Below are 25,591 nucleotides of genomic sequence, written 5' to 3' on the forward strand. Positions count from 1 at the left end.
ATTCGCACGTTACCGGCGAACCGGACGGGCTAGCGAGCTGGGAGCGTGGGCAGCTCGACCGGAAGGGTCGGCTCCGGCAGCGGATTCGCGGGAAGGACCCGGTCCCCGCCCCGGCCGGGAAGACCTGGCACCCCGGGCGTGACCGGACGGTGGGGCGGTGTCGGAAGGATTCCGCCGCGGCCAATAGCGGGCGGAGTGGCAGCGGGCGTCCGGGGACCGGGAGTCGCGGATCCGGGACTTTCCGGAACGTTACCTGCCGTCGGCTGCGCGGTGGCGCCCGCCGCATTCGAGGGCGCGGGAGTTGCCGGAATGTCCGTCGGTGACGGCTTGGCAGGCTTCGGCGCCACGTCGGGCGTCTCGCCGGATGGCTGGAAGATGACGCCCACAGTGTGGTTGACACTGTCGCGGAAGTCCTCACTGGAGGCCGCGACTGCGCCCGCGCCGAGGGTCATGGCGCCCACAACTGCGCCCCCGACGATTGCCAGCCTGCGCTTCCGTCCGCGGCGCTCGGCGAGGCTCGAGACCCCGGCCGGCAGGGCTTCCTCAGTGTGATCGGGCGCGGTCGCGACAAGGGGCAACGCCGTTGTCGCGGCCGTCGGGACTGTCGCGGCAGCGGGGGCGCCGGCGGTCAGCAGCGCGGCGAGGTCGGCGCGGGGCGCGGGGGCCCGGTCCGGCACCAGGGCGCGGAGCTCCTCCAGAGAGCCGCGGAGCTCGGTGGATGATTCGAGTCCGGAATCGCGGAGCATCGCCTGGATGCTGCCATCCTGCTGGGGTTCGCGTGTTCCGGTCATGATGCTGCGTGGTCCTTTTCCGTGACGAGTTCGCGCAGGGCGCTGAGCCCGCGTCGTTGAAGCTGCTTGATGGCCCCCGGAGTCTTGTCCATGATGCCGGCCACCTGTTCGATGGAGAGGTCCGCGACGATCCGCAGGACCAGGACTTCCCGTTGCTCGTCGTTGAGTTGGGCGAGGAAATCCGTAATGCCACCCAAGGACCCCAGGGCCTCTTCCTCGGCGGAAGCGGCGTAGCGGGTGTCGTCCCGGGGATCGTATTCCGCCAGGTGGGGCGTGCGTTCTGCCCGCCGGTGGTGGTCTACCAGCCTGGCGTGTGCGATGGAGAAAATGAAGGTCCGCAGGCCGCTGTGACCGCCGGTGACCTTGGCCAGTTTCGGCAGGACATCGACGAAGACGTCCTGGGTCAGCGCCTCGGCATCGTCCACGCCGCGGGCCCGGAAGTAGCCGAGCACCGCGGGTGAAATGACCGTGTAGACAGCGCTAAATCCTGATGGCTCGCCAGCTAAGGCTGCTGACAATTCGTCATCGCTTAGCTGTTCTGCCAAGAGGCTGTCCTTCCGGTTACTGCTGGGGGTGCGGCCCCGGCAAGTCTAGCGGCCGCACCCCCGGTGCCTCCAAAGAGGCGTTAGTGCCTACTTGTTGAGCTCAGGCAGCTCGTCCGACGGCAGGGTCGGGACGGCCGGAACAGCCGGCACACCCTTGGCGCCCGGTACGGCCGGCACAGCAACGGTTACACCGGCGTGAGCCTTGGCCTGGGCAGCTCCCTGCGCGTTGGCTGCACCCTCGACGGAGGCGCCGTCCTTGTCAGCGGACACGGTGCCCTCTGCGGAGCCTTCGGCATCCTCGACGCTGGCGTCACCCTTGGCGGAGCCGTCAACGGACGGGGAAGCCGGAACAGCGGGGACAGCGGGGACGGCCGGCGCGGCGGGAAGTTCAGGAGTCTCCGGGACCTCGGGGGATGCCGGGACGGCGGGCGTAGCGGGGGTCACTTCAGCCTGCTGGGTGTTCGAAACCTGGGCTGCGTTGGCCAAGCCAACGCCGGAGAATCCTCCGATAGCGAGAATCGCGGCGCCGACAGCAATCTTGGTGGTCTTGCTAACACTCTTCATGAGAAACGTACATCCTTTGGTTGTTTGAAGGCGGCTGAAGCCTGATGGGGGCAGTCAACAGCCCGCGCGTTCGGTGGAAGGCTAGCCGGCGCCAGATGGGGGCGGACGCCGGCCGCACTTACAGTGGAAGGCCAGCCGGACACCTGGTGGGGGGTCCAAGCTCCGGCGGCGCTTACAAAGGAGTAATCGCTGGAGGCACGCAAAAGGTTACGCCCCGCTCGAAAGTTTTTTTCAAGCTCTTTGCGGGCAGCCTGACGACGACGGCGTCCGCCCCCGCCGAGGTGCCGCCGCCACACCCGATGCGTATCACTTGGCGTCGTTCTCAGGCCTCAGAACGACGCAAAGCGCAACAGCCGTCAGGAACGGAAGAGTCCGCTGTACGCGTTGAGGGCGATCTGGCCGCCCAGGTGGGCGTACAGGACATTGCTGCTGGCCGGAATCTCCCGGCTCTTGACGAGGTCGATCAGCCCGGCGAGGGACTTCCCCTCGTAGACGGGGTCCGTGATCATGGCTTCGAGCGAGGCGCCGAGGCGGATGGCCTCCAGGGTGGAATCGACGGGGATTCCGTAGAGGTCACCGGCCCAGCCCTCCATGACGTTGATTTCGTCCTCGCGGAGCTCCCGCCCCAGGCCGATCAGCTCGGCGGTGTTCCGGGCAATGCGCTCCACCTGGGCGCGGGTTTTCTGCAGGGTCGCCGAGGCATCGATGCCGATGACGCGGCGGGGTTTATCCTGGCCGGCAAAACCCGCGATCATCCCGGCGTGGGTGGATCCCGTGACGGTGCAGACGATGATGGTGTCGAAGAAGATGCCGAGCTCCCGCTCCTGTTGCTCCACCTCGTACGCCCAGTTGGCGAAGCCCAGCCCGCCCAGCCGGTGGTCGGACCCGCCGGCCGGGATCGCGTACGGCGTGCCGCCTGCGGCCTTGACCTCTTCAATGGCGTTTTCCCAGCTGCTGCGGATGCCGATGTCAAAGCCCGCGCTGTCCAGTCGGACGTCGGCCCCCATGATGCGGGAGAGCAGAATGTTGCCCACGCGGTCAGAGAGCGGATCGGGCCAGTCAACCCAGTTCTCTTGTACCAGACGGGCCTTGAGTCCGAGTTTCGCGGCCACCGCCGCCACCTGGCGGGTGTGGTTTGACTGGTAGCCGCCAATGGAGACGAGGGTGTCCGCGCCCTGCGCCAGGGCATCCGGGACGAAATACTCGAGCTTGCGGGTCTTGTTGCCGCCAAACGCGAGACCGCTGTTGACGTCCTCCCGCTTGGCCCAGATCTGCGCTCCGCCTAGGTGCGCGCTGAGCCGTGGCAGCGGGTGGATGGGGCTGGGTCCAAACATCAGCGGGTAGCGCTCGAAATCGGTGATGGCCATCATCTGTCCTTTGCTCGGTTAACCAGGGACTGCCAAAATGCAATATATTGCATTGTCCGATACCGGTTCCGGGAGGGCAAGGGGATATACGATATGTTGCATGCCCGTTCCCCCGCTTTCCGGAGTCCACAGACGGCCGCTGCTCCGGGACAACGTCTTCGATTCGCTCCGCAACGCGATCGTTGACGGCACGTTCGAGCCCGGCGAAAAGCTGAGGGACACGGAGCTGGAAGCATGGCTGGGCGTCAGCCGGACCCCCATCCGGGAGGCCATGCTGCGGCTGGAACGCGCCGGGCTGGTCATCGCGCTGCCGGGCAAGGCAACCATCGTCGCCCCCTGCGACCTGGCCTCGACCCGCAGCTGCCAGCAGGTGGTGGCCGGGCTGCACGAGCTGGCCGCGCGGCTGGCCGTCCCGCTCCTGACGGAGGAGCACATCTCCGCCATGGCCGAGGCCAATGCCCGCTTCGAACAGGCCCTGCAGGACGTGGACGTCGAGTCGGCACTTACGGCCGATGACGACTTTCACGGAGTTTTTGTCACGGTCAGCGGCAACCCTGTGCTCCGGGAACTGCTGGAACAGACCACCCCCGTGCTGCGCCGGGTTGAGCGGATGCGCTTCGGCTCCTTCGCGGCCCGGGGTTCGGTGGCCCAGCACGCTGAGATCATCCGGCTCGCCCGCCTTGGCGACGCTGAGGCTGCCGCGAGGGAGTGCCGGGAGAACTGGCTTTCGCTGCGCTTCGCGTCGGCGGAGTAGGCAGAAGGCGCTTAAACCACGACGGCGGCGGGCCACCTTTGTGAGGTGACCCGCCGCCGTCGTGCGTCAGTCAAAGCGTCAGTATCAGTCGTTGATCAGGTCGTTGATCACGATGGTCTGGTCGCGGTCCGGGCCGACGCCGATCGCCGAGAAGCGTGTCCCGGAGAGCTTCTCCAGGGCCAGCACGTAGTTCTTGGCGTTCTCCGGCAGGTCGTCCAAGGTGCGGGCGCCGGTGATGTCCTCGGTCCAGCCTTCGAAGTACTCGAAGATCGGCTTGGCGTGGTGGAACTCGGTCTGGGTCATGGGCATTTCGTCGTGCCGGACGCCGTCGACGTCGTAGGCCACGCAGACCGGGATCTGCTCGATGCCGGTGAGGACGTCCAGTTTGGTGACGAAGTAGTCCGTGAAGCCGTTGACGCGGGAGGCGTGGCGGGCCAGGACGGCGTCGTACCAGCCGCAGCGGCGCGGCCGGCCGGTGTTAACGCCGAACTCACCGCCGGTTTTCTGCAGGTACATGCCCATCTCGTCGAACAGTTCCGTGGGGAAGGGCCCTGCGCCGACGCGGGTGGTGTACGCCTTGATGATGCCAATGGAGCGCGAGATGCGGGTGGGGCCGATGCCCGAGCCCACGGAGGCGCCGCCGGCGGTGGGGTTCGAAGAGGTCACGAACGGGTAGGTGCCGTGATCGACGTCCAGGAACGTGGCCTGGCCGCCTTCCATGAGGACCACCTTGCCCTCGTCCAGGGCGGTGTTCAGCACATAGGTGCTGTCGATGACCAGCGGGCGGAGGCGTTCGGCGAAGGACAGGAAGTACTCCACGATCTCGTCCACCTCGATGTCGCGGCGGTTGTAGACCTTGACCAGGAGCTCGTTCTTCTGCCGCAGAGATCCTTCGACCTTCTGGCGCAGGATGGAGGCATCGAAGACGTCCTGCACGCGGATCCCGAGTCGTGCCACCTTGTCCATGTAGGCGGGGCCGATGCCGCGGCCGGTGGTGCCGATGGCGCGAGAGCCCAGGAACCGTTCGGTGACCTTGTCCAGGACCTGGTGGTAGGGCGCGACGAGGTGGGCGTTGGCGGAGACGCGCAGCTTGGAGGTGTCGGCACCCCGGGCTTCCAGGCCGTCGATCTCCTGGAACAGGGCCTCAAGGTTCACCACGCAGCCGTTGCCGATGATCGGAACCGCGTTGGGGCTCAGGATGCCGGCCGGAAGGAGCTTGAGCTCATACTTCTCACCGCCTACGACGACGGTGTGCCCGGCGTTGTTGCCGCCGTTGGGCTTGACGACGTAGTCGACTCGGCCACCAAGCAGGTCAGTGGCCTTACCTTTGCCTTCGTCGCCCCATTGGGCTCCGACGATCACGATTGCTGGCATGGGATCCTCCCCCATTCGTTCGGGCCGAAATCCGAGTGGTTCACCGGGGTGGTCACCGGAGCTCAGCGCCGTTCATGAGAATGCCCCGAATCTACCGCTGTGCTCTTTCCATCAACGCCAGAGTCCGGGGCTCTTACCACCCAAGTTTAGCCGATAGCGGTGGCGGCGGCTCATTTGACCATCCAATGGACTTCCGGCGGACTCCCCGGCCGACTTTGCCGCAGACTCCCAGGCAGACTTCCCGGCAGAAAACTGTGATTGTCTACACAGGCCGTGGTCCCGGCAGCCTCGCGCACCCGCACACCGCCGCTTCCAGGCCGGATTCCCGGGAAGGACGCCAGCCGAGGCATCGCCCGGAACCGCCCGGTCCCTGTACCTGGGCCTCCGGCAGCCGCGACATTTCGCAGGGCTTGATAGACTAATAAGGACCGACCAGGAATCGGTCCACACCACATTTTCAAACCACACCGTACTTGGCGTGCCCGGTGTTCGGCGTGCCCGTGTACGGTCTGGCAGCTTTACCAATCCCGCAGGAGAATCAGCAACATATGACAGCCTTGGCCACTGAAAATTCCCGCGAACAGCTACTGAGCCGCCGCTACGAACCTAGCGTCGCAGCCGTCAACGAGCTGTGCGACACGCTGCAGGCAACCAAAGCTGGCACGAATGTCCCCTACGTGGACCCGATGCACGACGTCGACGAGTGCCGGATCATCAGCCTCTTCTCCAACATCGGAACCGAGGACGAATCAGGTTTCATCACTGCCGGCGACGACGAAGCCGCCACCCGCCTGCTCGGTGTCCAATGGAAGCTGGGCCTGCGCCCCGAGTACGTAATGCCCTGGAACGTCCACCCTTGGTACGTCCCGGGCGAGCCCAACGGAAAGTTCACGCCGGACCAGATTTCCGCCGGCCTGAAGCCGCTGCTGAAGTTCCTCGCACTGGTGCCCCGCGCCTCGGTGATTGTGGCGCACGGCACCGAGGCCAACCGCCTCGCGAACCTGCTCCTGAAGACCGAGGTGCCCATGATCTGGCGCCGCGGCCTCAAGACGTACAAGGTCCGCTCGCTCAGCGGCCGTGCTTTTGCCGGCACCCCGGCCCGCCAGGAGCAGTACCTCGAGGAAATGGGTGCCGTCTACGCGGACGCTATGGCCCGCACGGGTCGGGCGCCCACCTTTCGGTGGACGCCCGCCGTCGTACTTTAAGAAAGCAAAGCGGGTTAGCGCTTCTCGGCTTCGATGGCTGCCTTGGCGGCGGGATCGGAGTCCTTGAGGAACTTCTCGATCCGCTCCGGCTCCTCGGCCTCGCCGATCGCCGCGGAGGCGCGGCCCAGCGAATACAGGGCGCGCAGGAAGCCGCGGTTGGGTTCGTGCTCCCACGGGATGGGCCCGACGCCGCGCCAGCCGTTGCGGCGCAGCGAATCCAGGCCGCGGTGGTAGCCGACCCGGGAGTAGGCGTAGGAGTCGATGGTCCGGCCCTCGGTCCAGGCTTCCTCGGCCAGCACGGCCCAGAGCAGCGAGGAGGTCGGGTGGCTTTCCACCAGGTCCAGAGCTTCCTGGCCGGCATCCAATGCTGCGTAGACCTCGGTCTCGGCAGGCAGGAGCGTGGGCTCCGGACCCAGCAGGTTCTTGCGGAACTCGTCCGACATGCCTAGAACGTCTTGCCGGTGGAGCCGAGCTGCTGGGCAGCCTCAACGACGCGGGCCGCGAGGCCGGCCTCGGCGGAAGCGCCCCAGACGCGGGGATCGTAGAGCTTCTTGTTGCCCACTTCGCCGTCGACCTTCAGCACGCCGTCGTAGTTGCGGAACATGTGGTCCGCTACGGGGCGCGTGTAGGCATACTGGGTGTCGGTGTCGATGTTCATCTTGATGACGCCGTAGGACACGGCGTCGGCGATCTCCTTCTCGGAGGAGCCGGAGCCGCCGTGGAAGACCAGGTCGAACGGGTTGGCCTTGCCGATCTTGGCGCCCACCTGCTCCTGGATGTCCTTGAGGATTTCCGGGCGGAGCTTGACGCCGCCGGGCTTGTAGACGCCGTGCACGTTGCCGAAGGTCAGCGCCGTGATGTAGCGGCCGTTTTCGCCGGAGCCGAGCGCGTCGATCGTGGCCAGGGCGTCCTCGACGGTGGTGTAAAGCTTGTCGTTGATGGCGTTCTCGACGCCGTCTTCCTCGCCGCCGACCGTGCCGATCTCGACCTCGAGGATCATCTTCGCGGCGGCGGTGCGCTCCAGGAGTTCACGGGCGATCCGCAGGTTTTCCTGCAGGGTCTCGGCGGAGCCGTCCCACATGTGCGAGCTGAAGAGCGGGTTGCGGCCGGCCTTGACCTCGGCTTCGGAGGCTGCCAGCAGCGGCAGGACGAAGCCCTCGAGCTTGTCCTTGGGGCAGTGGTCGGTGTGCAGGGCGATGTTGACGCCGTAGTTCTTCGCGACTTCGCGGGCAAACGCGGCGAAACCGAGCGAGCCGGCCACCATGTCCTTGGTGGACGCGCCGGACCAGTAGGCGGCGCCGCCGGTGGAGACCTGGACGATGCCGTCGGACTCGGCCTCGGCGAAGCCGCGGAGGGCTGCGTTGAGGGTCTGGGAGGAGGTGACGTTAACGGCGGGGAACGCGAAGCCGCCCGTCTTAGCGCGGTCGATCATCTCGGAGTAGATCTCTGGGGTTGCAATGGGCATGCTGACTCCTAAAGTGAATTTCGTCTGCGGGCTGGGTTGACCCTGGAGTGAACCTCGTCGGCTAGGAACCATCCTAGCCATTCCTGCGCCGGGGCAGTGTTTCCGGTCACTCGGGCCTGTAATACTCGCCCGTCCGGGTCCGGCGCCCCGCCAACCCGTGCGGTGTGCTACCCCGGGAGCTGGTTGAACACGTGCCGGCGGATCCAGGCGTGCATGGCGATGGCCGCGGCCGAGGCGGCGTTGATCGAGCGGGTGGATCCGAACTGCTCGATCGACAACGTGTCCACCGCTGCTGCGTGGACCTCGGGCGACAGGCCGGGGCCCTCCTGCCCGAACACCAGCACACAGTCCTTGGGCAGTTCATAGGTCTCCAGCGGGACGGAATCCGGGAAGATGTCGATTCCGATGATCGCCAGCCCCTCCCCCTGGGCCCAGGCCACGAAATCCGCCACGGTGGGGTGGTGGCGGACGTGCTGGTACCGGTCAGTGACCATGGCCCCGCGGCGGTTCCACCGGCGTCGTCCGATGATGTGCACTTCCTTGGCCAGGAACGCGTTGGCGCTGCGCACGACAGTGCCGATGTTCATGTCGTGCTGCCAGTTTTCGATCGCGATGTGGAAATTGTGCCGCTTGGAGTCCAGGTCCGCGACGATCGCCTCGTGCTTCCAGTAGCGGTACTTGTCCACCACATTGCGGCGATCCCCGTCCGCCAGGAGGTCCGGATCCCAGTGTGCACCCTCCGGCAGTTCGCCTTCCCAGGGGCCGACGCCGACCTCCGCCTTGGGCTCCGCCTCCGGCGCCGGGTCGCCCTCTCCTGCGGTCAAGCTGCCGGAACGGGTTTCGCTGGGTATCTCGGGTTCAGTCACGACTCAACATTAGACTGGGACTGGCATCGGCACATTATCGGCGGAGGACAGCATGACGGAGCAGCAGTCAAACCACACGGACGAGTCGGATCACGTGCGTTCATCAAAGTCGGTATACCGCAGCGGCCAGGAGATCGAGTGCTGGCTGACCGATATGGACGGGGTCCTGGTCCACGAAAACCAGCCCATCCCCGGCGCCTCCGAACTCATCCAGCGCTGGGTGGACACCTCCAAGCGCTTCCTCGTCCTGACCAACAATTCCATCTTCACTCCCCGGGACCTCGCCGCACGGTTGAAGAGTTCGGGCCTGGAAATCCCCGAGGAGAACATCTGGACCTCGGCCCTGGCCACAGCCCAGTTCCTCAAGGACCAGGTGCGTGGCTCGGAGTCCGGCAACCGCGCCTATACGATCGGCGAAGCCGGACTCACGACGGCGCTGCACGAGGCCGGTTTTATCCTCACCGACCAGGACCCGGACTTCGTGGTGCTCGGCGAAACCCGCACCTACTCCTTCGAAGCCATCACCATGGCCATCCGGCTGATCCTGGGCGGCGCGAGGTTCATCGCCACCAACCCGGACGCCACCGGCCCCTCGAAGGACGGACCGATGCCCGCCACCGGTGCGATCGCCGCGCTGATCACGAAGGCGACCGGCCGGGAGCCCTACATTGTGGGCAAGCCGAACCCGATGATGTTCCGCTCGGCCATGAACCAGATCGACGCTCATTCGGAAACCACCGCCATGATCGGTGACCGGATGGACACCGACATCATCGCCGGCATGGAGGCGGGGCTGCACACGGTGCTGGTGCTCAGCGGCATCACCCACAAGGACGACATCGCCGCCTACCCGTTCCGGCCCAACCAGGTCCTGAACTCCGTCGCGGACCTGAAGAACCAGATCTAGGGCACCGCCTTAGAAGGCAATCTTCTTGCCCCCGCCTGAGGGAAGCGGGAAGAGCTCGTCCTGCAGCCCTTCGATGACCGGCCGGTAGACGAACGGGTTCCAGCCCGGGCTGGCGTGCGCCGGCCGTGCGCCGTCGGTCCGGTGCGAGTCCGAGGCCATGTTGTCCTTGAACGTCAGGGACCAGGAGTCGCGGGCCGTCTCGTAGTCAACGGTCCGGTCGCGGGGGTTGCCGATAAAGGCCATCCGCGTCCCTCCGAGCTTTCCCACGAAACGGGTGGCATCAAAGTGGTAGATGTAGGCGGACTCGGACTGGATCAGGACGCTGGAGGGCGCAACCGGTGAAAGTTGCTCCAGGGTCTGGTCCACCACTTGCCCCCAGCTGCGCTCGTTCTTGTGCAGCATCCGCTCGCCGAGTTCGTAGCCGCCGCGCACCACCGTGGGGAACCGGAAGCCGCTCTCGTAGAGAAACACGACGCCCTCAAACCAGCTCTGGTCCAGCACGTCGTACTTGCTGTACGGGCTGGAATCCAGCAGGATGAACGCCACCTCAATGCCGTGAAGCTCCCGGAGCCGGGCGGCGACCTGGGTGGCCACCATACCGCCGAAGCTGTGGCCGTAGAAGTAGAGCGTATCCAGCTGGTGGGCCCGGGCGTGCTCCACCACCGCTATCACGATCTGGTCGATGTCGAGGCCCGTGTTGGAGTATCCGACGGCGGCCAGCTGGCCGCGCTTGTTCAGCGCCCCGCGCAGCGCATTCAGAATCCACAGCGCTTCCTCCCAGCTCGTCTTGTAGCCGGGGAAGAGGAACCAGCTGGCATGGGGGAAGTACTTCTCTGCGGTCTCGTCCGGCACGGTGAGGATCCTATGGACCCGGCGCTCGGCCTGCACACGCCTGGTAAACAACATATCGGCGGCCAACACGGAGGCGGACCCCGTGCCGATCAGGAAACTTCGCCGGGAAAATCTTTTGAGTTCGGCGGCGTGCCGAAGCACCCGGGCGTCGGCGTCGCCGGTCCCGTCCATATCCTCAACATCCGGCACATCTCTACCGTAGCCACAGGGGACGCCGGATCCGAAACGGGCCGCGGCTGGTTGCCCCTAGACCGGTTCCGGCTCCCGGCCGGCCACGGCGCCGCTGATCTCCCGGTCGAGTTCGCGCATGACGGGATAGGGGCCCACCTCGCGGCGGACGGTCTCCAGGCCACCTTCGCGGCGGCTGATTTCGAGGCCGATTTCGGTGTAGGTCGCGAGGAGCTGCGTCCGGGCCATATCCGCGGGGTTGTCCATCATCCCGAACACCGAGTCGCTCGCGGCCAGCAGTTCATCGTCGGAGTAGACATTCAACGGCCGGGTTCCTGTGGCGTCGATGGACGCGGAGAAGTCAGCGGAGAGGTCAAGCGGGCGCACGGCTCCGCTGGGGGCGTCCCGGAAAGGAGTCAGTTCAAGCGAGACGCCGGCGGAGGCGGGCAGCGCACCGGCTGTTTCGACCAGGGCTGCCGCGCCATCGATCGCGTTGAGGTCGTTCCGGAGACCTGCGAGGGCCGCTGACTCCACAAGAACAGCGAGGCCAAGGTTCACCCGGATGTGCGAAGTGATGCCCATCCGCCGGACGCGCTGGATCAGCTGCATGAGAACGGGGCGGGACTGTTGCGTAAGGCTCCCCCGGACGTCGATCCGGACGATATCTGACGCGATGTCTAGGGTGGGCTGGGCATTAAGAGAGGTGTCCATAGGTACTCCAAAAAGAAGGAATCTATGGCCGACGGCTCAACCTCATTCAGCGTATAGGCCAGCCGCGGTGCGCACAAGTCATATTGGGCTACCGGTTCAGCCGGCCTCTTGCCGGCCGGGTTCCTCGAAGTGGGTGCGGGACGCCGTGCCGCCCACCGACTGGACCAGTGAGGTGGCGATGTCGCGGAGCTTGACGTTGCCGTTGCTCGAGGCGTCCGTGAGGATCCTGACTGCAGTCTCCTGGCTGCAGCGGTTCTGGGCCATGACAATCCCGATGGCCATGTCGATCACAGTGCGGGATTCGAGTGTGGCCCGGAGATTCGTGGCGCTGTCTGTGTGCAGGGAGAACCGGACGGCCAGCCGCAGGGCCTGGGAAATTTCGCGGGTGTAGCCGCGGGCCCGGGCGGCAACATCGCCGTCGAACTTGTGCGGCACATCCGAATAGAGGTTGAGGGCCGCCTGGGCCTCGCCCTGCAGGTGGAACGGCACGGAGAGCACCGACCGCAGTCCGTGCGAGGCGACAGCGCTGGCGTAGTCCGGTCCCCAGCGGTCCTCGTCAAACAGGTCCGGAACGTAGACCTCACGCTCCTCCTGCGCCGCCGTCAGGCACGGGCCCTGCGAGAGCCGGTACTGGATTTCGTCCACCTCGCGGGCGGAATCGCTGCTCCAGCCGATGGTCGCGGCCTTGCGGTCGCGCAGCAGTGTGATTCCGCACAGGGCGTCGTCCCCGGTGCCCGCGACCTGGTGCGCGGAGAAACGGGCGAGTTCGTTGAGGAAGTCCTCGAAGTCGGCGCTGTCCAGGATGAGGTTCTGGATCTGATCGACCGTACTGAGGGGTTCACTTCCGAGGACTTCTTCGGGAAGGAGCATGGCGCGTGGTCTCCGGGGGTGTTCAAAGGGATATTACAGAATGATAAAACACACCCAATCCACCGTCTACACGCGTCCGCTGAGGGAAGAACCGCCTAGCCGAGGCCGAGTTCGTCCTTCCCGAAGGCGAAGAGGTAGGGAACGCCGGCCTCGGCCTCGATCTTTTCCTTGGCCCCGGTGTCGCGGTCCACGATCACGGCGACGGCAACAACGTTGCCGCCGGCCTTGCGGACTCCTTCGACGGCGGTCAGCGCGGAGCCGCCGGTGGTGGACGTATCTTCCAGCACCAACACCTTGCGGCCGTCAACGGAGGGGCCCTCCACCTGCCGGCCCATGCCGTAGGATTTCTGGGCTTTGCGGACGACGAAGGCGTCCACGGTGCGTCCGGCGTCGACGGCGGAGTGCATCACGGCGGTGCCGACTGGGTCGGCGCCCATGGTCAGTCCGCCGGCGCACTCAAAGTCGATCCCGGCGTCGTCCAGCAGCGAAAGCATGACCTGGCCGACCAGCTTGGACGCCTCATGGTGCAGCGTGATCCGGCGCAGGTCGATGTAGTAATCGGCTTCGGCGCCGCTGGAGAGGATGACCTTGCCGCGGACAACGGCCAGCTCCTTGATCAGTTCAAGCAGGCGGGCACGGGCGGCAGCGGTGTCAGCTGCAGGGGCACTGTTGGCAGTCATGGGACCCAGTTTAGTGGCTGGGTGGTTCAGGACTCCCAGCCGGTCTGTTAGATGTCGGGGCGCCGCGGGCGGATCCGGGGATGAACGCGCCGGGCCTTTCTCCTCTAGGCACCCCCGCCGGGCAGGAGTCCGATGGAACCATGACGGCAGGAACGGATTCTTCCACCCGCTGGCCCGCCATCCCCAAAGACCCCGGCAGCTTCCGGGTCCGGCCGAACATGGTGGACTACGACGCGGCCTGTGCCGCTTTTTCCTGGGATGAGGCCCGCCACGGACTGTCCGGGCTGCCCGGGGGCCGCGGCGTCAACATCGCCTATGAAGCGGTGGACCGGCATGCCACCGGCGGGCACGCACGGCACGAGGCCTTGCGGTTCGTCCGGGCCGACGGCAGCAGCCACTCGCTCACCTTCGCCGAACTCGCCGAGCAGACCAACCGCTTTGCCGGGGTGCTCCGGAGCCTCGGCATCGGGCGGGGAGAGCGTGTCTTTTCGTTGACCGGGCGCGGACCGGCGCTCTACGTTGCGGTGCTGGGCACCCTCAAGAACGCCAGTGTTTTCTGCCCCCTGTTTTCCGCGTTCGGCCCCGAACCCGTCCGCCAGCGGCTGCAGTTGGGATCCGGCCGGGCCCTGGTCACCACCCGGGCGCTTTACCGCAGGAAAATCGCCCAGCTCCGCGACTCGCTGCCGGAACTCCGGCACGTCCTGCTGACCGATGCCGACGGCAGCCCGGAGCCGGGCACGCTGGATCTCGCCGCGCTGATGCGCGCAGCCCCGGCCGACGGCGGGATTGCCGCGACGCAGGCCGAGGACATGGCCCTGCTGCACTTCACGTCCGGCACCACCGGGACCCCGAAAGGCGCCATTCACGTGCACGACGCCGTCACCGCCCACCACGCGACCGGCACCACCGCCCTGGACCTGCACCCGGAGGACATCTACTGGTGCACGGCCGACCCCGGCTGGGTCACGGGAACCTCGTATGGCGTGATCGCGCCGCTGACCCACGGGGTGACCACCATCGTGGACGAGGAGGAGATGGACCCGGACCGCTGGTACCGGATCCTCGCCGAACAGCATGTCACCGTCTGGTACACCGCTCCCACGGCGCTGCGGATGCTGATGAAAGCCGGGGCGGACCGGGCGCGGGGCCATGACCTGTCCGCGCTGCGCTTCGTCGCCAGCGTCGGCGAACCGCTCAACCCCGAGGTGGTCGTCTGGGGCCAGGAGGCATTCGGCCAGCCCGTCCACGACAACTGGTGGCAGACCGAAACCGGCGGCATCATGATCTCCAACTACGCCGCCACGGAGATCCGGCCCGGGTCGATGGGGCGGCCGCTGCCCGGCGTCGTGGCGGGCCTCGTGGCCCGGGACGCCCAGGACCGGCCGATTGTCCGCGACGGCGAGGCCGTCCTCGTGACGGCGCCGGACGCCGTCGGCGAATTGGCCCTGCGGCCCGGCTGGCCCTCGATGTTCCGCGGCTACCTGCACGAGGAGGAGCGCTACCGCCGCTGCTTCGCGGGCGGCTGGTACCTCACCGGCGACCTCGCCAGGTGCGACGCCGACGGGTACTACTGGTTCGTCGGACGCGGCGACGACGTGATCAAGTCCTCAGGGCACCTGATCGGCCCGTTCGAGGTGGAAAGCTGCCTCATGGAGCACGACGCCGTGGCCGAGGCCGGGGTGATCGGCGTCCCCGACCCCGTGGCCGGCGAGGTGGTCAAGGCCTTCGTGGAGTTGCGGCCCGGCTGGCAGCCGTCCGAGGAACTGCAGCTGGAGATCATCGGCTTCGCCCGGAAGCGGCTCGGCGCGGCGGTGGCGCCCAGGCTGCTGGAGTTCACCGCGTCCCTCCCCCGGACGCGCAGCGGGAAGATCCTGCGGCGGCTGCTCAAGGCCCGCGAGCTGGGCCTTCCGGAGGGTGACACCTCTACGATCGAGACCCCGGCACGGCCGGAGGCACGGACATGACCGGGCCGCTCGAGCCGCCGGCCCGCGCGCTGGACCCGGCCCACGGCCGGCATCTGCTGCTGCAGATGCTGCGTGTCCGGCGGCTTGAGGAGAAATGCGTCGAGCTGTACAGTGCCGCCAAGATCCGCGGCTTCCTGCACGTTTACATCGGCGAGGAAGCTGTCGCGGCAGGCGTCCTGGAATCACTGGAGCCGGAGGACGCCATCCTGGCGACCTACCGGGAACACGGCCATGCCCTGCTTCGCGGGGTTTCCGCCGGGGCGATCCTCGCCGAGATGTACGGCCACGTCGAGGGCTGCTGCCGGGGCCGCGGCGGCTCCATGCATCTCTTCGACGCCGCCACGCGCTTCTATGGAGGCAACGCGATCGTCGCCGGCGGGCTGCCGCTCGCCGTCGGCATGGCGCTCGCGGACAAGATGAGCGGCCGCTCCCGCGCCACCGTGTGCTTCTTCGGCGAAGGCGCCGTCGCGGAAGGCGAATTCCACGAGAGCCTTAACCTCGCCGCGCTCTGGCGGCTGCCCGTGCTGTTCTGCTGCGAAAACAACCTGTACGCGATGGGAACGGCGCTGGGCCGTTCGGAATCCCAGACGGACATGGCGCTCAAGGCCTCCGGCTATGAAATCGCGGCGTGGGCCGTGGACGGCATGGACGTTCTCGCCGTCGAGGACGCCGCGCGCCGCGCCGTCGAGGCTGTGCGCGCCGGCGGTGGACCGCACTTCCTGGAGCTGCGCACGTACCGGTTCCGGGCGCACTCGATGTTCGACCCGGAACGGTACCGCGACAAAGCCGAGGTGGCCCAGTGGCTCGAACGCGATCCCATCAACCTGCTGCGCGCCACGATGGAGGCCGCCGGCCAGCTCTCGGCCCAGGAGTGGGACCAGCTGCAGGCCGAGGCCAACGCGGAGGTCACTGCCGCCGTCGAATTCGCCGAAGCCGGGACCCTGGAACCCGTGGAGGATTTGACCCGCTTCGTCTACAGCGAGCGGAGCGCGCCATGAAATCCAGCTACCGCGAGGCGCTCCGGGCCGGGATTCGCGACGCCATGATCCGGGACGAGCGGGTCTTCCTGATGGGCGAGGACGTCGGGGCTTATGGCGGGTCCTTCGCCGTGAGCCTGGGCCTGCTGGAGGAGTTCGGCCCGGAACGCATCCGCGACACTCCGCTCTCCGAGTCCGGTTTCGTGGGCGCCGGCATCGGCGCGGCCCTGGGCGGGATGCGTCCCATCGTGGAGATCATGACCGTCAACTTCAGCCTGCTTGCCCTGGACCAGATCGTGAACAACGCGGCGAGCCTGCTGCACATGTCCGGCGGGCAGTTCAATGTGCCCATCGTGATCCGGATGACCACGGGCGCCGGGCGTCAGCTCGGCGCCCAGCACTCGCACAGCCTGGAGGGCTGGTTTGCGCACATCCCCGGGCTGCGTATCCTGACCCCCGCCACCCTGGCCGACGCCCGCGGGATGGTGTGGCCCGCGCTGCAGGACCCGGATCCGGTGCTGATCTTCGAACACGGCTCGCTCTACAACGTGACCGGGGAGCTCGACGACGATGCCGGCCCCGTGGACATCGACACGGCCGCTGTCCGGCGGCCCGGCGCCGACATCACGCTGATCACCTACGGCGGGACGCTTCCGGCCGTGCTGGACGCCGCAGAGCAACTCGCGGCAGAGGGCATCGACGCCGAGGTGCTGGACCTGCGCACGCTCCGTCCCCTGGACGAGGCCTCAATCCTCGCCTCCGTCCGCAGGACCCACCGAGCCGTGGTGGTGGACGAAGGGTGGCGCAGCGGGAGCATCTCCGCCGAAATCAGCGCCCGGATCACCGAGAACGCGTTCTATGACCTGGATGCCCCGGTGGGCCGGGTCTGCAGCGCCGAAGTGCCGATCCCCTACTCGAAGCATCTGGAACTGGCGGCCCTGCCGTCCGTGGACCGGATCCTCGCGGCGGCCAGGCAGGCGGTCAGCGCCGGTGGCTGATTTCCTGATGCCATCGCTCGGGGCCGACATGGAGCACGGCAAAATCGTCGAATGGCTGGTCAAGCCCGGCGACTACGTCCGCCGCGGCGATCTCGTGGCGGTGGTGGACACGGACAAGACCGTCATGGACGTGGAGTCCTTCCAGGAGGGAGTGGTCGCCGAACTGCTCGTGGACCCCGGGGCAACGGTACCGATCGGGACCCCGCTGGCCCGGATCACCCCGACCCCGGCCGAAGTCGGCGCGCCGGCCCCACCGGTTGCCCCCACGCCATCTAGTGCGGCAGCGCCCCCGGTCCGTGCCGCCGTAGTGCAGGCATCTCGCGGGGAGCCTCCACCCATCGCCCCTCCGGTGCGGCATCTGGCCCACCGGCTCGGGGTTGATACGGCCAGGATCCACGGCACCGGCAAAGGCGGCGCCGTCACGCGGGCCGACGTGGAGCACGCTGTGGCGGCGAGGCCGTCCGCCGGACGGGTGCGGTCCTCCCCGCGGGCCCGTCGGCTCGCCGCGGAACTCGGCGTCGAGCTGTCCGGGGTCAGCGGCACCGGACCGGAGGGCGCCGTGACAGTGGCCGACGTGCAGCACGCAGCGGGCAGCCGGGCGGAAGCCGCGGCTCCCGCCGAGCCCGCTCCCCCGCGGGAACACGCCCCCGAGGCGCCGCACCCGGGGAAAAGCCCGGACGCCCGCGAGCGCGTCGCCAGCCTGCGCCGTGCCGTCGGCGCCCTCATGTCACGGTCAAAGAAGACCATCCCCCACTACTACCTGAGCACGACCCTGGACCTGCGCGCCGCCGTCGAATGGATGCAGTCCGTCAACGCGCACCGGCCGGTGGCGTCCCGGCTGGTTCCCTCGGCGCTGCTGCTCAAGGCTGCGGCGCTCGCGGCCAAAGACGTGCCGGAGGTCAACGGCTTCTACGACGACGGCGGGTTCCGGCCCAGCGCGTCCGTGCACCTCGGCGTCGCCGTAGCCTTGCGGCAGGGCGGCATTGTGGCCCCCGCCATCCACGACGCGGACACCCTGGCCGTGGACGTGCTCATGGAGCAGCTGCGGGACCTTGTCGGCCGCGCCCGGACCGGCCGGCTGCAGCGCGCCGAAATGGCGGATCCCACCATCACCGTGACCAACCTCGGGGACCTGGGCGTGGAGAGTGTGTTCGGGGTGATCTATCCCCCGCAGGTCGCGATGCTCGGCTTGGGCCGGGTCATGGAACAACCCTGGGCACAGAACGGGCTGCTGGGTGTCCGGCCGGCTGTTACCGCCACCCTCTCCGCCGACCACCGCGTTAGCGACGGGCTCCGCGGCGGCCGCTACCTGACCCGGATCGACGAGCTGCTGCAGAAGCCGGAGGAACTGTGAACCAGATGGGAATTGTGAAGCAGAGTGCGCAACGGGAGGAACCATGAACGAACAGGACGCCCGGGACGCGGTGCGTGCCGCGATCGGCAAGGTGGCACCGGACGTCGAGCTGGCCGAGGTGGACGAGGACGCCCGGCTGCGGCAGGACCTGGAGCTCGACTCGTTGGACTTCCTCCGGCTGGTCGAAACGATCGACACGGCCACCGGCGTCGACATCCCGGAGCGCGACTACCCGGAAGTGGCCACCGTCAAGGGGTTGATCGGCTATCTCGCGGCCCACGGCTGAGCCCGGCCGCTACACCCCGGCAGGTGGACAACCAAACTGCCCCCTGATCGGCTCCTTGCCTGTGTGACGAACGGCTACGAACGCTGCGGAGTGCGGCGGGCGAAGGCGGGCGCGTGTTCGGGCCGGGGTCCGAAGGCAACGAACCGCGGCACCACCCGTCCGGCGGCCGGGATGTGCCGGGCCAGGAACAGCAGGACGGCCGGCGCCCCGGCCCGTTTTCCGGTCATGATTGGCTCGAACAGGACCCGGTGCATGACCCGCTGGACGGTCTGCACGACGACGGTGGGCGTCCGCCGCCGTCGTTCAACCCTCGCGAGATCCGCGCGGGAGACCCTGCCGCGGAGCAGCGCCGGGACCAGGCCCTCCGCGGCGGCCACGGCGTCCTGGATGGCCAGGTTGATCCCGACACCGCCGGCGGGCGACATGGCGTGCGCAGCGTCGCCAATGCAGAGCAGCCCGTTGATGTGCCATTCGCGCAGCCGGTCCAGCCGCACGTCGAGCCAATGCAGGTCCGCCAGGGAAGAGATGGCGTCCACACGGTCGGCCAGGTCGGGGCGAAGGGCCGCGATCCGCTGCCGGAAGCGGTCAATCCCTTCGGCGCGGATCCGGGCGTCGGTGCCTTTCGGCGCGAGGTAACCCATCTGGTAGTAGTCGGTGCGGTTGAGTCCCAGCAGGGCCTCGCCCCGGCCGAACGCGGGAACGATTCCGGCCACGGCACCCTGCTCGGAGGCATAGCGCGGCAGCCGGAACCACCAGGTGTCGAACGGCACCCGGTACTCCTTCGGCGCGAGCCCGGCCGCGCGGCGCAGGGTGGAATGCCGCCCGTCCGTGGCGACCACAAGGTCGGCCCTGAGCTCGCTTTCCGTTCCGTCCGCGGCGCGGTAGCGGACCCCGGTCACCCGGCCGCCGTTCCGGACCAGCGCGGTGGCGGTGGAACTCATCCGCAGGGTGAAGGACGGCTCGGCGGCGGCGGCGTCGGCAAGGAAGTTCAGGAAGTCCCACTGCGGCATCAGCGCCACGTAGTTGTACGGCGGCGGCAGCGACTCGAAGTTGCCCATCACCACCGGCCGCCCGCCCGGGACCGGGAAGGCGACATTGGTGAGCCGGCTTTGCGGAAGCCGGCGGAACTCCTCGCCGAGGCCCAGTTCATCGATCAGCCTGACGGTCGAGGCGTGGACGGTGTCGCCGCGGAAATCACGGAAGAAATCGGCGTGCTTCTCCAGTACCGTCACATCCACGCCTGCACGGGCCAGCAGCAGCCCCAGCATCATCCCGGCCGGGCCGCCGCCGACCACCACGCATCCGGTCGTCTCCATGGCCATACGCTACGCCCGCGCGGGCCCCGGCGGGAGGGGTTTTCGCGGCGAATTCCGCCCTGCGCGGCGGTTTCGGACCGGCGCTACGGAGATCCGCGCAGCGCCGGTCCGAATGCGTAGCGCAGGTCCGAAAAGCCCGCCGCGTTAGAGCCGGGTGTCGAAGGAATCGCAGAAGACGTTCTCGTTGAACGTGCCCTGGAATTCCGACTTGCCCTGGATCTTCCCGATGGTTGCCCGGATGGCCTCGGGCGTTCCGGCGTGCGCGTGGATGGCGGTCTTAACCATGGGCACGTCGATCAGGTGGTTGGGCTGATTGAGTGAGACGAACACGGTGGGGACCTCCGTGACGTACCAGGGGATTTCCGCGGCCATGGGTGTGGACCACTTGATCCGGATGGCAGCCTCCTGGGCGAAGCCCTTGACATTGGCGAACACGAACGCGGCGTCGTACTTGTCCGCGTAGTCGCCGGTGGCTTCCTCGGAGATGACCGACATGAAGTTCACGCCGGTCTCCCCTGCCGCCTCCCGCTGGTCCGCCGTCTTGAACAGGTGCACCTCGAACCCGGCGCTTTCCAGTTCGGCTTTGACGGTGTCCAGGTAAGCCAGCGGATCAGCGCGGGTGAAGTCCGCGCCTCCGGAGATGCCGTACAGCCGGATGCGTTTGTGCGTTTCCGGGGTGATGGGCAGGTTGTTGGCGGTGTCCTTGACCAGCGCGACGGTCTTGTCCGCGATCTCCGCCGCCACGGCACGGTGGGCGTCGCTGCCGATAACCCCAAGGGCATCCGCCGGCGGAACCAGTTCCGCGGCCGACTTGCGGTGCAGCCCCAGGCTTGCCTTGAGGGCCAGGATCCGGCGCAGGGCGTCGTGCAGCCGTTGGTCGGAAATGACGCCGGACTTGTAGCCGTCCAGCATGTACTGAAAATCCTCTGCCGGGTTGCGGAAGAACAGGAACATGTCGCAGCCGGCGGCGATGGTGGCGGGCACCAGATCCTTGCGCTTCATGGCCTGGGTCAGGCCGATCATCTGCGAGGCGTCCGTGAGGATCAGCCCGTTGAAGCCGAGCTCGCCGCGGAGCAGGTCCTGGAGCAGTTCCGGCGCGAGGGTGGCGGGCATGATGTCCTTGTCCGCCAGACCGGGGCGGAAGTGCCGGGACAGCTGCGGCGCCCCGATGTGCCCGATCATGATGGACTGCACACCATGGCCGATCATCTCCCGGTACACGTGCCCGTACGTCCGGTTCCACTCCTCGTAGCCGAGGGTGTTGTAGGACGTGACCCCGTGCTGGTCACGTTCGTCCATGCCGTCGCCGGGGAAGTGCTTCATGGCGCAGGCTGTGGGTGACTCGCTGATGCCGTCGAAGTATTCCTTGGCGCGCTCCACCACAATCTCCGAGGTGTTGCCGAAAGCCCGCGTGGAGATGACCGTGTTCCGCCAGTTGTAGTGGATGTCCACGATCGGCGCGAACGCCCAGTTGCAGCCCAGCGCCGCGGTTTCCACTCCGGCGACCTGCCCCATCCGCCGGGCGATGGACTTGTCCGGATGCGAACCGGCCTGCAGATGCGTCGAAACAAACGTTCCGTCGTCGCAGCTTCCGGCTCCACCCATTTCCGGGTTGGATGCCACCAGGAGCGGGATGCGGGCCTTGGACTGCGCGTAGCGGATGTGCTCTTGCACCGCGGCAGAGGGCCCCGGCCGGTAGCGCATGCCGCCGACGTGGTAGTTCTCCAGGACACCGTCGAGGTACTCCGGGGAGTAATCATTGTTGTGATTGATGAACAGCTGCCCGATTTTCTCCTCGAGGCTCATCCCGGCGATCGTGGCATCCACCCAGGCCACGGCGTCGTCGTCGAGGTTGAACGGCGCGGCCCGGAGGTCGACGTCGAACTCGCGCGGCCGGGTGCCCGCGGTACCGGATGGGTCACCGGCGCGGGTCCCCGTTCCCGCGGCGGAACCGGCGACGGCGGCAATGCCGGCCAGCGCTTCCGTCACCACCTGGCTGACCGGGGCGGCGATGTCCACCACGATCCCGGTTTCGTCGGACTCGAGCGGTTCCAGCGTTGCGAGCTGGGAATCGAGCAGCGCGGCCGGCATGAAGTGGCCGGAGCGGCCTTCGAGCCGCGACCCCAGGACCTCTTTGCTGCCGTGCAGGTGGAGGAACACGGTGCCGGGCGCCAGGGCGCGGATGGCGTCCCGGTAACAGCGTTTGAGGGCCGAGCAGGCGAGCACCAGACCGCCGTCGCCGGCGTTGGCGAGCTCGCTGCCCACGGTGGCGAGCCAGGGCCAGCGGTCCTCGTCCGTCAGCGGGATCCCGGCTGCCATCTTGGCGACGTTCTCCACCGGGTGGAGGGAGTCGCCGTCGAGGAAGGGTGCGCCGAGTCCGCGGGCGACGAGGTCGCCGATGGTCGTCTTGCCGCAGCCGGAGACGCCCATTACAACGATGCGGGGTCCGGTCATGCCTGTCGGTTCGGTGGCGGTCATCAGTGCTGCCCGGTTACCAGTCATGGACGGTTCCGTCGACGAGGCGGTTGTAGGGCAGGTAGGCCTGCTGGTACGGGAACGCGGCGGCGGCCTCTTCGTTGAACTCGACRCCGATGCCGGGCTTGTCGCCCGGGTGCAGGTACCCGTCCACGAACGTCATGGACTGCTCGAAGACCTCGTTGGTCTTGTCCGAGTGCTGCATGTATTCCTGGATCCCGTAGTTATGNCCGATGCCGGGCTTGTCGCCCGGGTGCAGGTACCCGTCCACGAACGTCATGGACTGCTCGAAGACCTCGTTGGTCTTGTCCGAGTGCTGCATGTATTCCTGGATCCCGTAGTTATGGATCGCCAGGCCCACGTGCAGCTGCGCGGCGAACCCGACCGGGGARATGTCCGTSGGCCCGTGGAAGCCGGACTTGATCTGGTACTGCGCGGCGAARTCCATCACCTTCTTCARCGGGCTGATCCCGCCGAAGTGGGTCGAGGCGGCCCGGACGTAGTCGATCARCTGTTCCTTGATGATCGTCTGGTAGTCATACACCGTGTTGAAAATTTCACCGATCGCCAGCGGCGTGGTGGTGTGCTGCCGGACCAGGCGCAGCGCTTCCTGGTTCTCCGCCGGGGTGCAGTCCTCCAGCCAGAACAGGTCATACGGCTCCAGCGCCTTGCCCAGCTTCGCGGCCTGGATCGGCGTCATCCGGTGGTGCCCGTCATGGAGCAGCGGCAGTTCCGGGCCGAACTCGTTCCGGACCGCCTCRAACACGCCCGGCAGGTGCCGCAGGTACGCCCGGGTGTCCCAGTCCTCCTCCAGCGGGAACGCGCCCCGSCCGGCCGGCTCGTAGTCATACCGCTCCCCCGAGGCCTGCGCCTGCGCCGCGACCCCGTACACGGCCTTGATCCCSGGCACCGCGGTCTGGATCCGGATCGACTTGTACCCGAGCTCCAGGTGCTCCCGGACCGAATCAAACAACGACGGCAGATCCGCGCCCGAGGCATGCCCCGGGCACCGCGGTCTGGATCCGGATCGACTTGTACCCGAGCTCCAGGTGCTCCCGGACCGAATCAAACAACGACGGCAGATCCGCGCCCGAGGCATGCCCGTACGCACGCAGCCCGTTCCGCGACGCCCCGCCCAACAACTGGTACACCGGCATCCCGGCCAGCTTGCCCTTGATGTCCCACAACGCCATGTCCACCGCGGCGATCGCGGCCATCGTCACCGGACCCCGCCGCCAGTACGAGGACCGGTACAGGAACTGCCACGTGTCCTCGATCCGGTGCGGGTCCTTCCCGATCAGCAACTGCGCAACATGCTCCTTCAAATACGCGGCCACCGCGAGCTCCCGCCCGTTCAGCGTCGCGTCGCCGATCCCCGTCACACCATCCTCCGTGGTGATCCGCAGCGTCACGAAGTTCCGCGAAGGGCTGGTCACAAAGACTTCAGCAGCAATGATTTTCANAACCCGTCGCCGCGTAGCCTGGCCGGGGGCGGCGCGGGCTCCCGCCCGTTCAGCGTCGCGTCGCCGATCCCCGTCACACCATCCTCCGTGGTGATCCGCAGCGTCACGAAGTTCCGCGAAGGGCTGGTCACAAAGACTTCAGCAGCAATGATTTTCATGGTCTGGATGGCTCTTTCAGTCGTAGCTGGTGGGGGTCAGTTGGTGGTGGACGTCAGCGGTTTGGCGGCAGGTCCGCCGGCAGCGTCGTCTGAGGTGTCCTCGGTGCTGTCATCGCTGCCCTCGGTGTGGCCGGCGGCATTTGCGCCGCTCTCGCGGCGGGCACGGATATCCGCGAGGATTTCCGCGTGCCTGGCGTCCGTGAGCTTGTATTTGGTCATCACGGCCACGGCCACGAGGGTCAGCACGGCCGGGATGGCGCCGGCGGCGAACTGGATTCCGAACACGGCTTCCGCGGTCTGCGCGGCGCCGGACTTGTAGCCGCCCAGGGCCAGCGCGTACGCGGCCAGTGCCCCGCCCACGGCCTGGCCAGTTTTGCGGGTGAAGGAGAAGAGGGCGTAAGTGATGCCCTCCGTGCGGACTCCGGTCTTCCATTCGCCGTATTCCACGGTGTCTGCTTCCAGAGCCCAGACGACGATGTTGACGGCCAGGACACCGACCAGGCTCAGGACGAGGCCCGTGAATCCGATCCAGACCTGGCTGGCGGGGGTCAGGAAGATCGTGATGCCGCCGATGACCGTCAGCAGCGACGAGTAGATGTAGACGCGCTTCTTGCCGAAGTTCCGGACCAGCCTGGGCATGAACCCGGCCAGCACGAAGGTGAGGACTAGTTGCGTGATGGACAGGACCGGGTAGAGGTCCAGCCTGCCCAGGACGTCGCGCAGGTAGAAGAGCTGGACCGACGTCAGGGCGAGGTAGCCCGAGAGGAAGAAGAAGGAGCTCAGGCAGAGCATCAGGAGCGGCTTGTTGCCCTTGAGCGTGTCCATGCTCTGTTTGAACGTGACGTTCGGGACGGCGCGGTGGACCCGTTCCTTGGCGGTCAGCACGGTGAAGAAGTAGAGGGCGGCGCCGATCACCACAAACGCGAGAGTGATGTTGGTGAAGGTCGCCTGGAGGTCGGCCCCGGGCTTGATGAGCGGTGCCACGAAGATGCCGAGGGCGGACCCCACCAGCAGCGCGCCGATCATGCGGGCGGAACCCAGCTTTGCCCGCTCCCCCGGATCCTGCGTCATGGCGCCGGCCAGCGATCCGTAGGGGATGTTGACCAGGCTGTAGGCCAGGCCGAGGGCGGCGTACGTGACGTAGGCGTAGAGGAGGGTGCCGGACTCACCGAGCTCCGGGATGGAGAACGTTGCCACGCTGAGCAGGAGCAGTGGGATGGACCCGAACATGATGAACGGGCGGAACTTGCCAAAACGTTTGCTGAACGTCCGGTCCACCACGCGGCCGGCGAACACGTCGGCGAAGGCGTCGAAGATCCTGACCGTGAGCAGCAGGGTGCCGGCCGCGGCGGCGGAGATGCCGGCCACGTCCGTGTAGTACACCAGCAGGAACATGGTGGCGGTGGTGAACGCGAGGTTGTTGGCCGCGTCGCCGGCGCCGTAGCCGACGATGCTTAACTTGCTGAGCTTTTTCATGTGTG

General features: G+C 67.3%; 24 protein-coding genes and 3 pseudogenes. 8 read left to right on the forward strand and 19 right to left on the reverse strand.

Annotated features, from left to right (window positions below; genetic code table 11):
- Nucleotides 1–29: 29 nt before the first annotated feature.
- The 4 genes from ASE96_RS06430 to ASE96_RS06445 all read right to left on the reverse strand — a co-directional run bounded on the left by ASE96_RS06430 (nucleotide 30) and on the right by ASE96_RS06445 (nucleotide 3,267).
- Nucleotides 30–791: a hypothetical protein gene (locus ASE96_RS06430; RefSeq protein ID WP_056427677.1), complete on the reverse strand. Its 762-nt coding sequence runs from the start codon at nucleotides 789–791 to the stop codon at nucleotides 30–32.
- Entirely contained in the window at nucleotides 788–1,336 is a 549-nt protein-coding gene (locus tag ASE96_RS06435; protein ID WP_056427679.1) for an RNA polymerase sigma factor, read from the reverse strand. The genes ASE96_RS06430 and ASE96_RS06435 overlap by 4 nt, the downstream gene beginning before the upstream one ends.
- A gap of 87 nt (nucleotides 1,337–1,423) precedes the next feature.
- Nucleotides 1,424–1,900: a hypothetical protein gene (locus ASE96_RS06440; protein ID WP_056427682.1), complete on the reverse strand. Its 477-nt coding sequence runs from the start codon at nucleotides 1,898–1,900 to the stop codon at nucleotides 1,424–1,426.
- A gap of 356 nt (nucleotides 1,901–2,256) precedes the next feature.
- Nucleotides 2,257–3,267, reverse strand: a complete 1,011-nt coding sequence (locus ASE96_RS06445; protein ID WP_056427685.1) for a 1-aminocyclopropane-1-carboxylate deaminase — start codon at nucleotides 3,265–3,267, stop codon at nucleotides 2,257–2,259.
- Between the two features lie 100 nt (nucleotides 3,268–3,367).
- On the opposite strand from ASE96_RS06445, the gene ASE96_RS06450 reads away from it, so the two are divergent.
- Complete coding sequence (locus tag ASE96_RS06450) at nucleotides 3,368–4,021, forward strand: GntR family transcriptional regulator (RefSeq protein ID WP_056427689.1); 654 nt, start codon at nucleotides 3,368–3,370, stop codon at nucleotides 4,019–4,021.
- An 84-nt stretch (nucleotides 4,022–4,105) separates the two neighbouring features.
- Here ASE96_RS06450 and ASE96_RS06455 read toward each other — a convergent pair whose 3' ends face one another.
- The gene (locus ASE96_RS06455; protein ID WP_056427692.1) at nucleotides 4,106–5,395 is read right to left on the reverse strand and encodes an adenylosuccinate synthase; all 1,290 of its coding nucleotides are present in this window, start codon (nucleotides 5,393–5,395) and stop codon (nucleotides 4,106–4,108) included.
- A 548-nt stretch (nucleotides 5,396–5,943) separates the two neighbouring features.
- On the opposite strand from ASE96_RS06455, the gene ASE96_RS06460 reads away from it, so the two are divergent.
- Nucleotides 5,944–6,600 (forward strand): uracil-DNA glycosylase, encoded by a 657-nt coding sequence (locus ASE96_RS06460; protein WP_056427694.1) that lies wholly within the window; start codon nucleotides 5,944–5,946, stop codon nucleotides 6,598–6,600.
- Nucleotides 6,601–6,614: 14 nt separating this feature from the next.
- On the opposite strand, the gene ASE96_RS06465 is transcribed toward ASE96_RS06460, so the two are convergent.
- The 3 genes from ASE96_RS06465 to ASE96_RS06475 all read right to left on the reverse strand — a co-directional run bounded on the left by ASE96_RS06465 (nucleotide 6,615) and on the right by ASE96_RS06475 (nucleotide 8,889).
- Nucleotides 6,615–7,043: a DUF3151 domain-containing protein gene (locus ASE96_RS06465; protein ID WP_056427697.1), complete on the reverse strand. Its 429-nt coding sequence runs from the start codon at nucleotides 7,041–7,043 to the stop codon at nucleotides 6,615–6,617.
- Nucleotides 7,044–7,045: 2 nt separating this feature from the next.
- Nucleotides 7,046–8,065 carry a class II fructose-bisphosphate aldolase gene (gene fbaA / locus ASE96_RS06470; protein ID WP_056427700.1) on the reverse strand — a complete coding sequence of 340 codons (1,020 nt, stop codon included), beginning with the start codon at nucleotides 8,063–8,065 and terminating at the stop codon, nucleotides 7,046–7,048.
- Nucleotides 8,066–8,232: 167 nt separating this feature from the next.
- The gene (locus ASE96_RS06475; RefSeq protein WP_156367538.1) at nucleotides 8,233–8,889 is read right to left on the reverse strand and encodes a TrmH family RNA methyltransferase; all 657 of its coding nucleotides are present in this window, start codon (nucleotides 8,887–8,889) and stop codon (nucleotides 8,233–8,235) included.
- Nucleotides 8,890–8,983: 94 nt separating this feature from the next.
- Between ASE96_RS06475 and ASE96_RS06480 the strand changes: the two genes are divergently transcribed.
- On the forward strand, nucleotides 8,984–9,838 hold the full coding sequence (locus tag ASE96_RS06480; RefSeq protein WP_056427703.1) for an HAD-IIA family hydrolase: 855 nt from the start codon (nucleotides 8,984–8,986) through the stop codon (nucleotides 9,836–9,838).
- 9 nt (nucleotides 9,839–9,847) lie between these two features.
- Here ASE96_RS06480 and ASE96_RS06485 read toward each other — a convergent pair whose 3' ends face one another.
- The 4 genes from ASE96_RS06485 to pyrE form a co-directional block, all read right to left on the reverse strand.
- The gene (locus ASE96_RS06485; RefSeq protein WP_056427706.1) at nucleotides 9,848–10,861 is read right to left on the reverse strand and encodes a thioesterase domain-containing protein; all 1,014 of its coding nucleotides are present in this window, start codon (nucleotides 10,859–10,861) and stop codon (nucleotides 9,848–9,850) included.
- Between the two features lie 75 nt (nucleotides 10,862–10,936).
- Nucleotides 10,937–11,569 carry a hypothetical protein gene (locus tag ASE96_RS06490; RefSeq protein WP_200913005.1) on the reverse strand — a complete coding sequence of 211 codons (633 nt, stop codon included), beginning with the start codon at nucleotides 11,567–11,569 and terminating at the stop codon, nucleotides 10,937–10,939.
- A gap of 96 nt (nucleotides 11,570–11,665) precedes the next feature.
- Entirely contained in the window at nucleotides 11,666–12,439 is a 774-nt protein-coding gene (locus ASE96_RS06495; RefSeq protein ID WP_056427712.1) for a GAF and ANTAR domain-containing protein, read from the reverse strand.
- Nucleotides 12,440–12,534: 95 nt separating this feature from the next.
- Entirely contained in the window at nucleotides 12,535–13,119 is a 585-nt protein-coding gene (gene pyrE / locus ASE96_RS06500) for an orotate phosphoribosyltransferase (protein WP_056427715.1), read from the reverse strand.
- Nucleotides 13,120–13,259: 140 nt separating this feature from the next.
- Between pyrE and acsA the strand changes: the two genes are divergently transcribed.
- Genes acsA through ASE96_RS06525 form a run of 5 tightly spaced genes read left to right on the forward strand, consistent with a single transcriptional unit; the run spans nucleotide 13,260 to nucleotide 18,698 of the window.
- Nucleotides 13,260–15,083 (forward strand): acetate--CoA ligase, encoded by a 1,824-nt coding sequence (gene acsA / locus ASE96_RS06505; protein ID WP_056427718.1) that lies wholly within the window; start codon nucleotides 13,260–13,262, stop codon nucleotides 15,081–15,083.
- The gene (pdhA, locus tag ASE96_RS06510) at nucleotides 15,080–16,081 is read left to right on the forward strand and encodes a pyruvate dehydrogenase (acetyl-transferring) E1 component subunit alpha (RefSeq protein ID WP_082492618.1); all 1,002 of its coding nucleotides are present in this window, start codon (nucleotides 15,080–15,082) and stop codon (nucleotides 16,079–16,081) included. Before acsA ends, pdhA begins: the two co-directional genes overlap by 4 nt.
- Entirely contained in the window at nucleotides 16,078–17,058 is a 981-nt protein-coding gene (locus ASE96_RS06515; protein ID WP_056427721.1) for an alpha-ketoacid dehydrogenase subunit beta, read from the forward strand. Before pdhA ends, ASE96_RS06515 begins: the two co-directional genes overlap by 4 nt.
- Nucleotides 17,051–18,412 (forward strand): dihydrolipoamide acetyltransferase family protein, encoded by a 1,362-nt coding sequence (locus ASE96_RS06520; protein ID WP_056427725.1) that lies wholly within the window; start codon nucleotides 17,051–17,053, stop codon nucleotides 18,410–18,412. Before ASE96_RS06515 ends, ASE96_RS06520 begins: the two co-directional genes overlap by 8 nt.
- Before the next feature lie 43 nt (nucleotides 18,413–18,455).
- The gene (locus ASE96_RS06525) at nucleotides 18,456–18,698 is read left to right on the forward strand and encodes an acyl carrier protein (RefSeq protein WP_056427728.1); all 243 of its coding nucleotides are present in this window, start codon (nucleotides 18,456–18,458) and stop codon (nucleotides 18,696–18,698) included.
- A gap of 74 nt (nucleotides 18,699–18,772) precedes the next feature.
- Here the strand turns inward: ASE96_RS06525 and ASE96_RS06530 are convergent, their stop codons facing one another.
- From ASE96_RS06530 to uidB, 7 genes and pseudogenes are all read right to left on the reverse strand, one after another.
- Nucleotides 18,773–20,014, reverse strand: a complete 1,242-nt coding sequence (locus tag ASE96_RS06530; protein WP_056429220.1) for an FAD-dependent oxidoreductase — start codon at nucleotides 20,012–20,014, stop codon at nucleotides 18,773–18,775.
- A gap of 144 nt (nucleotides 20,015–20,158) precedes the next feature.
- Nucleotides 20,159–22,468: a gluconokinase, GntK/IdnK-type gene (locus tag ASE96_RS06535; protein ID WP_056429221.1), complete on the reverse strand. Its 2,310-nt coding sequence runs from the start codon at nucleotides 22,466–22,468 to the stop codon at nucleotides 20,159–20,161.
- A 37-nt stretch (nucleotides 22,469–22,505) separates the two neighbouring features.
- Nucleotides 22,506–22,718, reverse strand: a pseudogene (locus ASE96_RS19115) (bifunctional D-altronate/D-mannonate dehydratase); the annotation flags it as partial.
- 1 nt (nucleotide 22,719) lies between these two features.
- Nucleotides 22,720–23,399: pseudogene (locus ASE96_RS19795) on the reverse strand (enolase C-terminal domain-like protein); the annotation flags it as partial.
- Nucleotides 23,400–23,454: 55 nt separating this feature from the next.
- Entirely contained in the window at nucleotides 23,455–23,925 is a 471-nt protein-coding gene (locus ASE96_RS19800; protein ID WP_442853891.1) for a hypothetical protein, read from the reverse strand.
- Nucleotides 23,926–23,952: 27 nt separating this feature from the next.
- A pseudogene (locus tag ASE96_RS19120) lies at nucleotides 23,953–24,110 on the reverse strand (hypothetical protein); the annotation flags it as partial.
- A gap of 36 nt (nucleotides 24,111–24,146) precedes the next feature.
- On the reverse strand, nucleotides 24,147–25,586 hold the full coding sequence (uidB, locus tag ASE96_RS06545) for a glucuronide transporter (protein ID WP_056427731.1): 1,440 nt from the start codon (nucleotides 25,584–25,586) through the stop codon (nucleotides 24,147–24,149).
- Nucleotides 25,587–25,591: the final 5 nt, after the last annotated feature.

Source organism: Arthrobacter sp. Leaf69, assembly GCF_001422645.1.
GTDB lineage: Bacteria > Actinomycetota > Actinomycetes > Actinomycetales > Micrococcaceae > Arthrobacter.

Coding starts and splice junctions, on each gene's coding strand:
- ASE96_RS06430 (WP_056427677.1), bottom strand. CDS start 791: ATGACCGGAACACGCGAACCCCAGCAGGATGGCAGCATCCAGGCGATG.
- ASE96_RS06440 (WP_056427682.1), bottom strand. CDS start 1,900: ATGAAGAGTGTTAGCAAGACCACCAAGATTGCTGTCGGCGCCGCGATT.
- ASE96_RS06445 (WP_056427685.1), bottom strand. CDS start 3,267: ATGGCCATCACCGATTTCGAGCGCTACCCGCTGATGTTTGGACCCAGC.
- ASE96_RS06450 (WP_056427689.1), top strand. CDS start 3,368: ATGCCCGTTCCCCCGCTTTCCGGAGTCCACAGACGGCCGCTGCTCCGG.
- ASE96_RS06455 (WP_056427692.1), bottom strand. CDS start 5,395: ATGCCAGCAATCGTGATCGTCGGAGCCCAATGGGGCGACGAAGGCAAA.
- ASE96_RS06460 (WP_056427694.1), top strand. CDS start 5,944: ATGACAGCCTTGGCCACTGAAAATTCCCGCGAACAGCTACTGAGCCGC.
- ASE96_RS06465 (WP_056427697.1), bottom strand. CDS start 7,043: ATGTCGGACGAGTTCCGCAAGAACCTGCTGGGTCCGGAGCCCACGCTC.
- fbaA (WP_056427700.1), bottom strand. CDS start 8,065: ATGCCCATTGCAACCCCAGAGATCTACTCCGAGATGATCGACCGCGCT.
- ASE96_RS06480 (WP_056427703.1), top strand. CDS start 8,984: ATGACGGAGCAGCAGTCAAACCACACGGACGAGTCGGATCACGTGCGT.
- ASE96_RS06485 (WP_056427706.1), bottom strand. CDS start 10,861: ATGGACGGGACCGGCGACGCCGACGCCCGGGTGCTTCGGCACGCCGCC.
- ASE96_RS06490 (WP_200913005.1), bottom strand. CDS start 11,569: ATGGACACCTCTCTTAATGCCCAGCCCACCCTAGACATCGCGTCAGAT.
- ASE96_RS06495 (WP_056427712.1), bottom strand. CDS start 12,439: ATGCTCCTTCCCGAAGAAGTCCTCGGAAGTGAACCCCTCAGTACGGTC.
- pyrE (WP_056427715.1), bottom strand. CDS start 13,119: ATGACTGCCAACAGTGCCCCTGCAGCTGACACCGCTGCCGCCCGTGCC.
- acsA (WP_056427718.1), top strand. CDS start 13,260: ATGACGGCAGGAACGGATTCTTCCACCCGCTGGCCCGCCATCCCCAAA.
- pdhA (WP_082492618.1), top strand. CDS start 15,080: ATGACCGGGCCGCTCGAGCCGCCGGCCCGCGCGCTGGACCCGGCCCAC.
- ASE96_RS06515 (WP_056427721.1), top strand. CDS start 16,078: ATGAAATCCAGCTACCGCGAGGCGCTCCGGGCCGGGATTCGCGACGCC.
- ASE96_RS06525 (WP_056427728.1), top strand. CDS start 18,456: ATGAACGAACAGGACGCCCGGGACGCGGTGCGTGCCGCGATCGGCAAG.
- ASE96_RS06530 (WP_056429220.1), bottom strand. CDS start 20,014: ATGGAGACGACCGGATGCGTGGTGGTCGGCGGCGGCCCGGCCGGGATG.
- ASE96_RS06535 (WP_056429221.1), bottom strand. CDS start 22,468: ATGACCGGACCCCGCATCGTTGTAATGGGCGTCTCCGGCTGCGGCAAG.
- uidB (WP_056427731.1), bottom strand. CDS start 25,586: ATGAAAAAGCTCAGCAAGTTAAGCATCGTCGGCTACGGCGCCGGCGAC.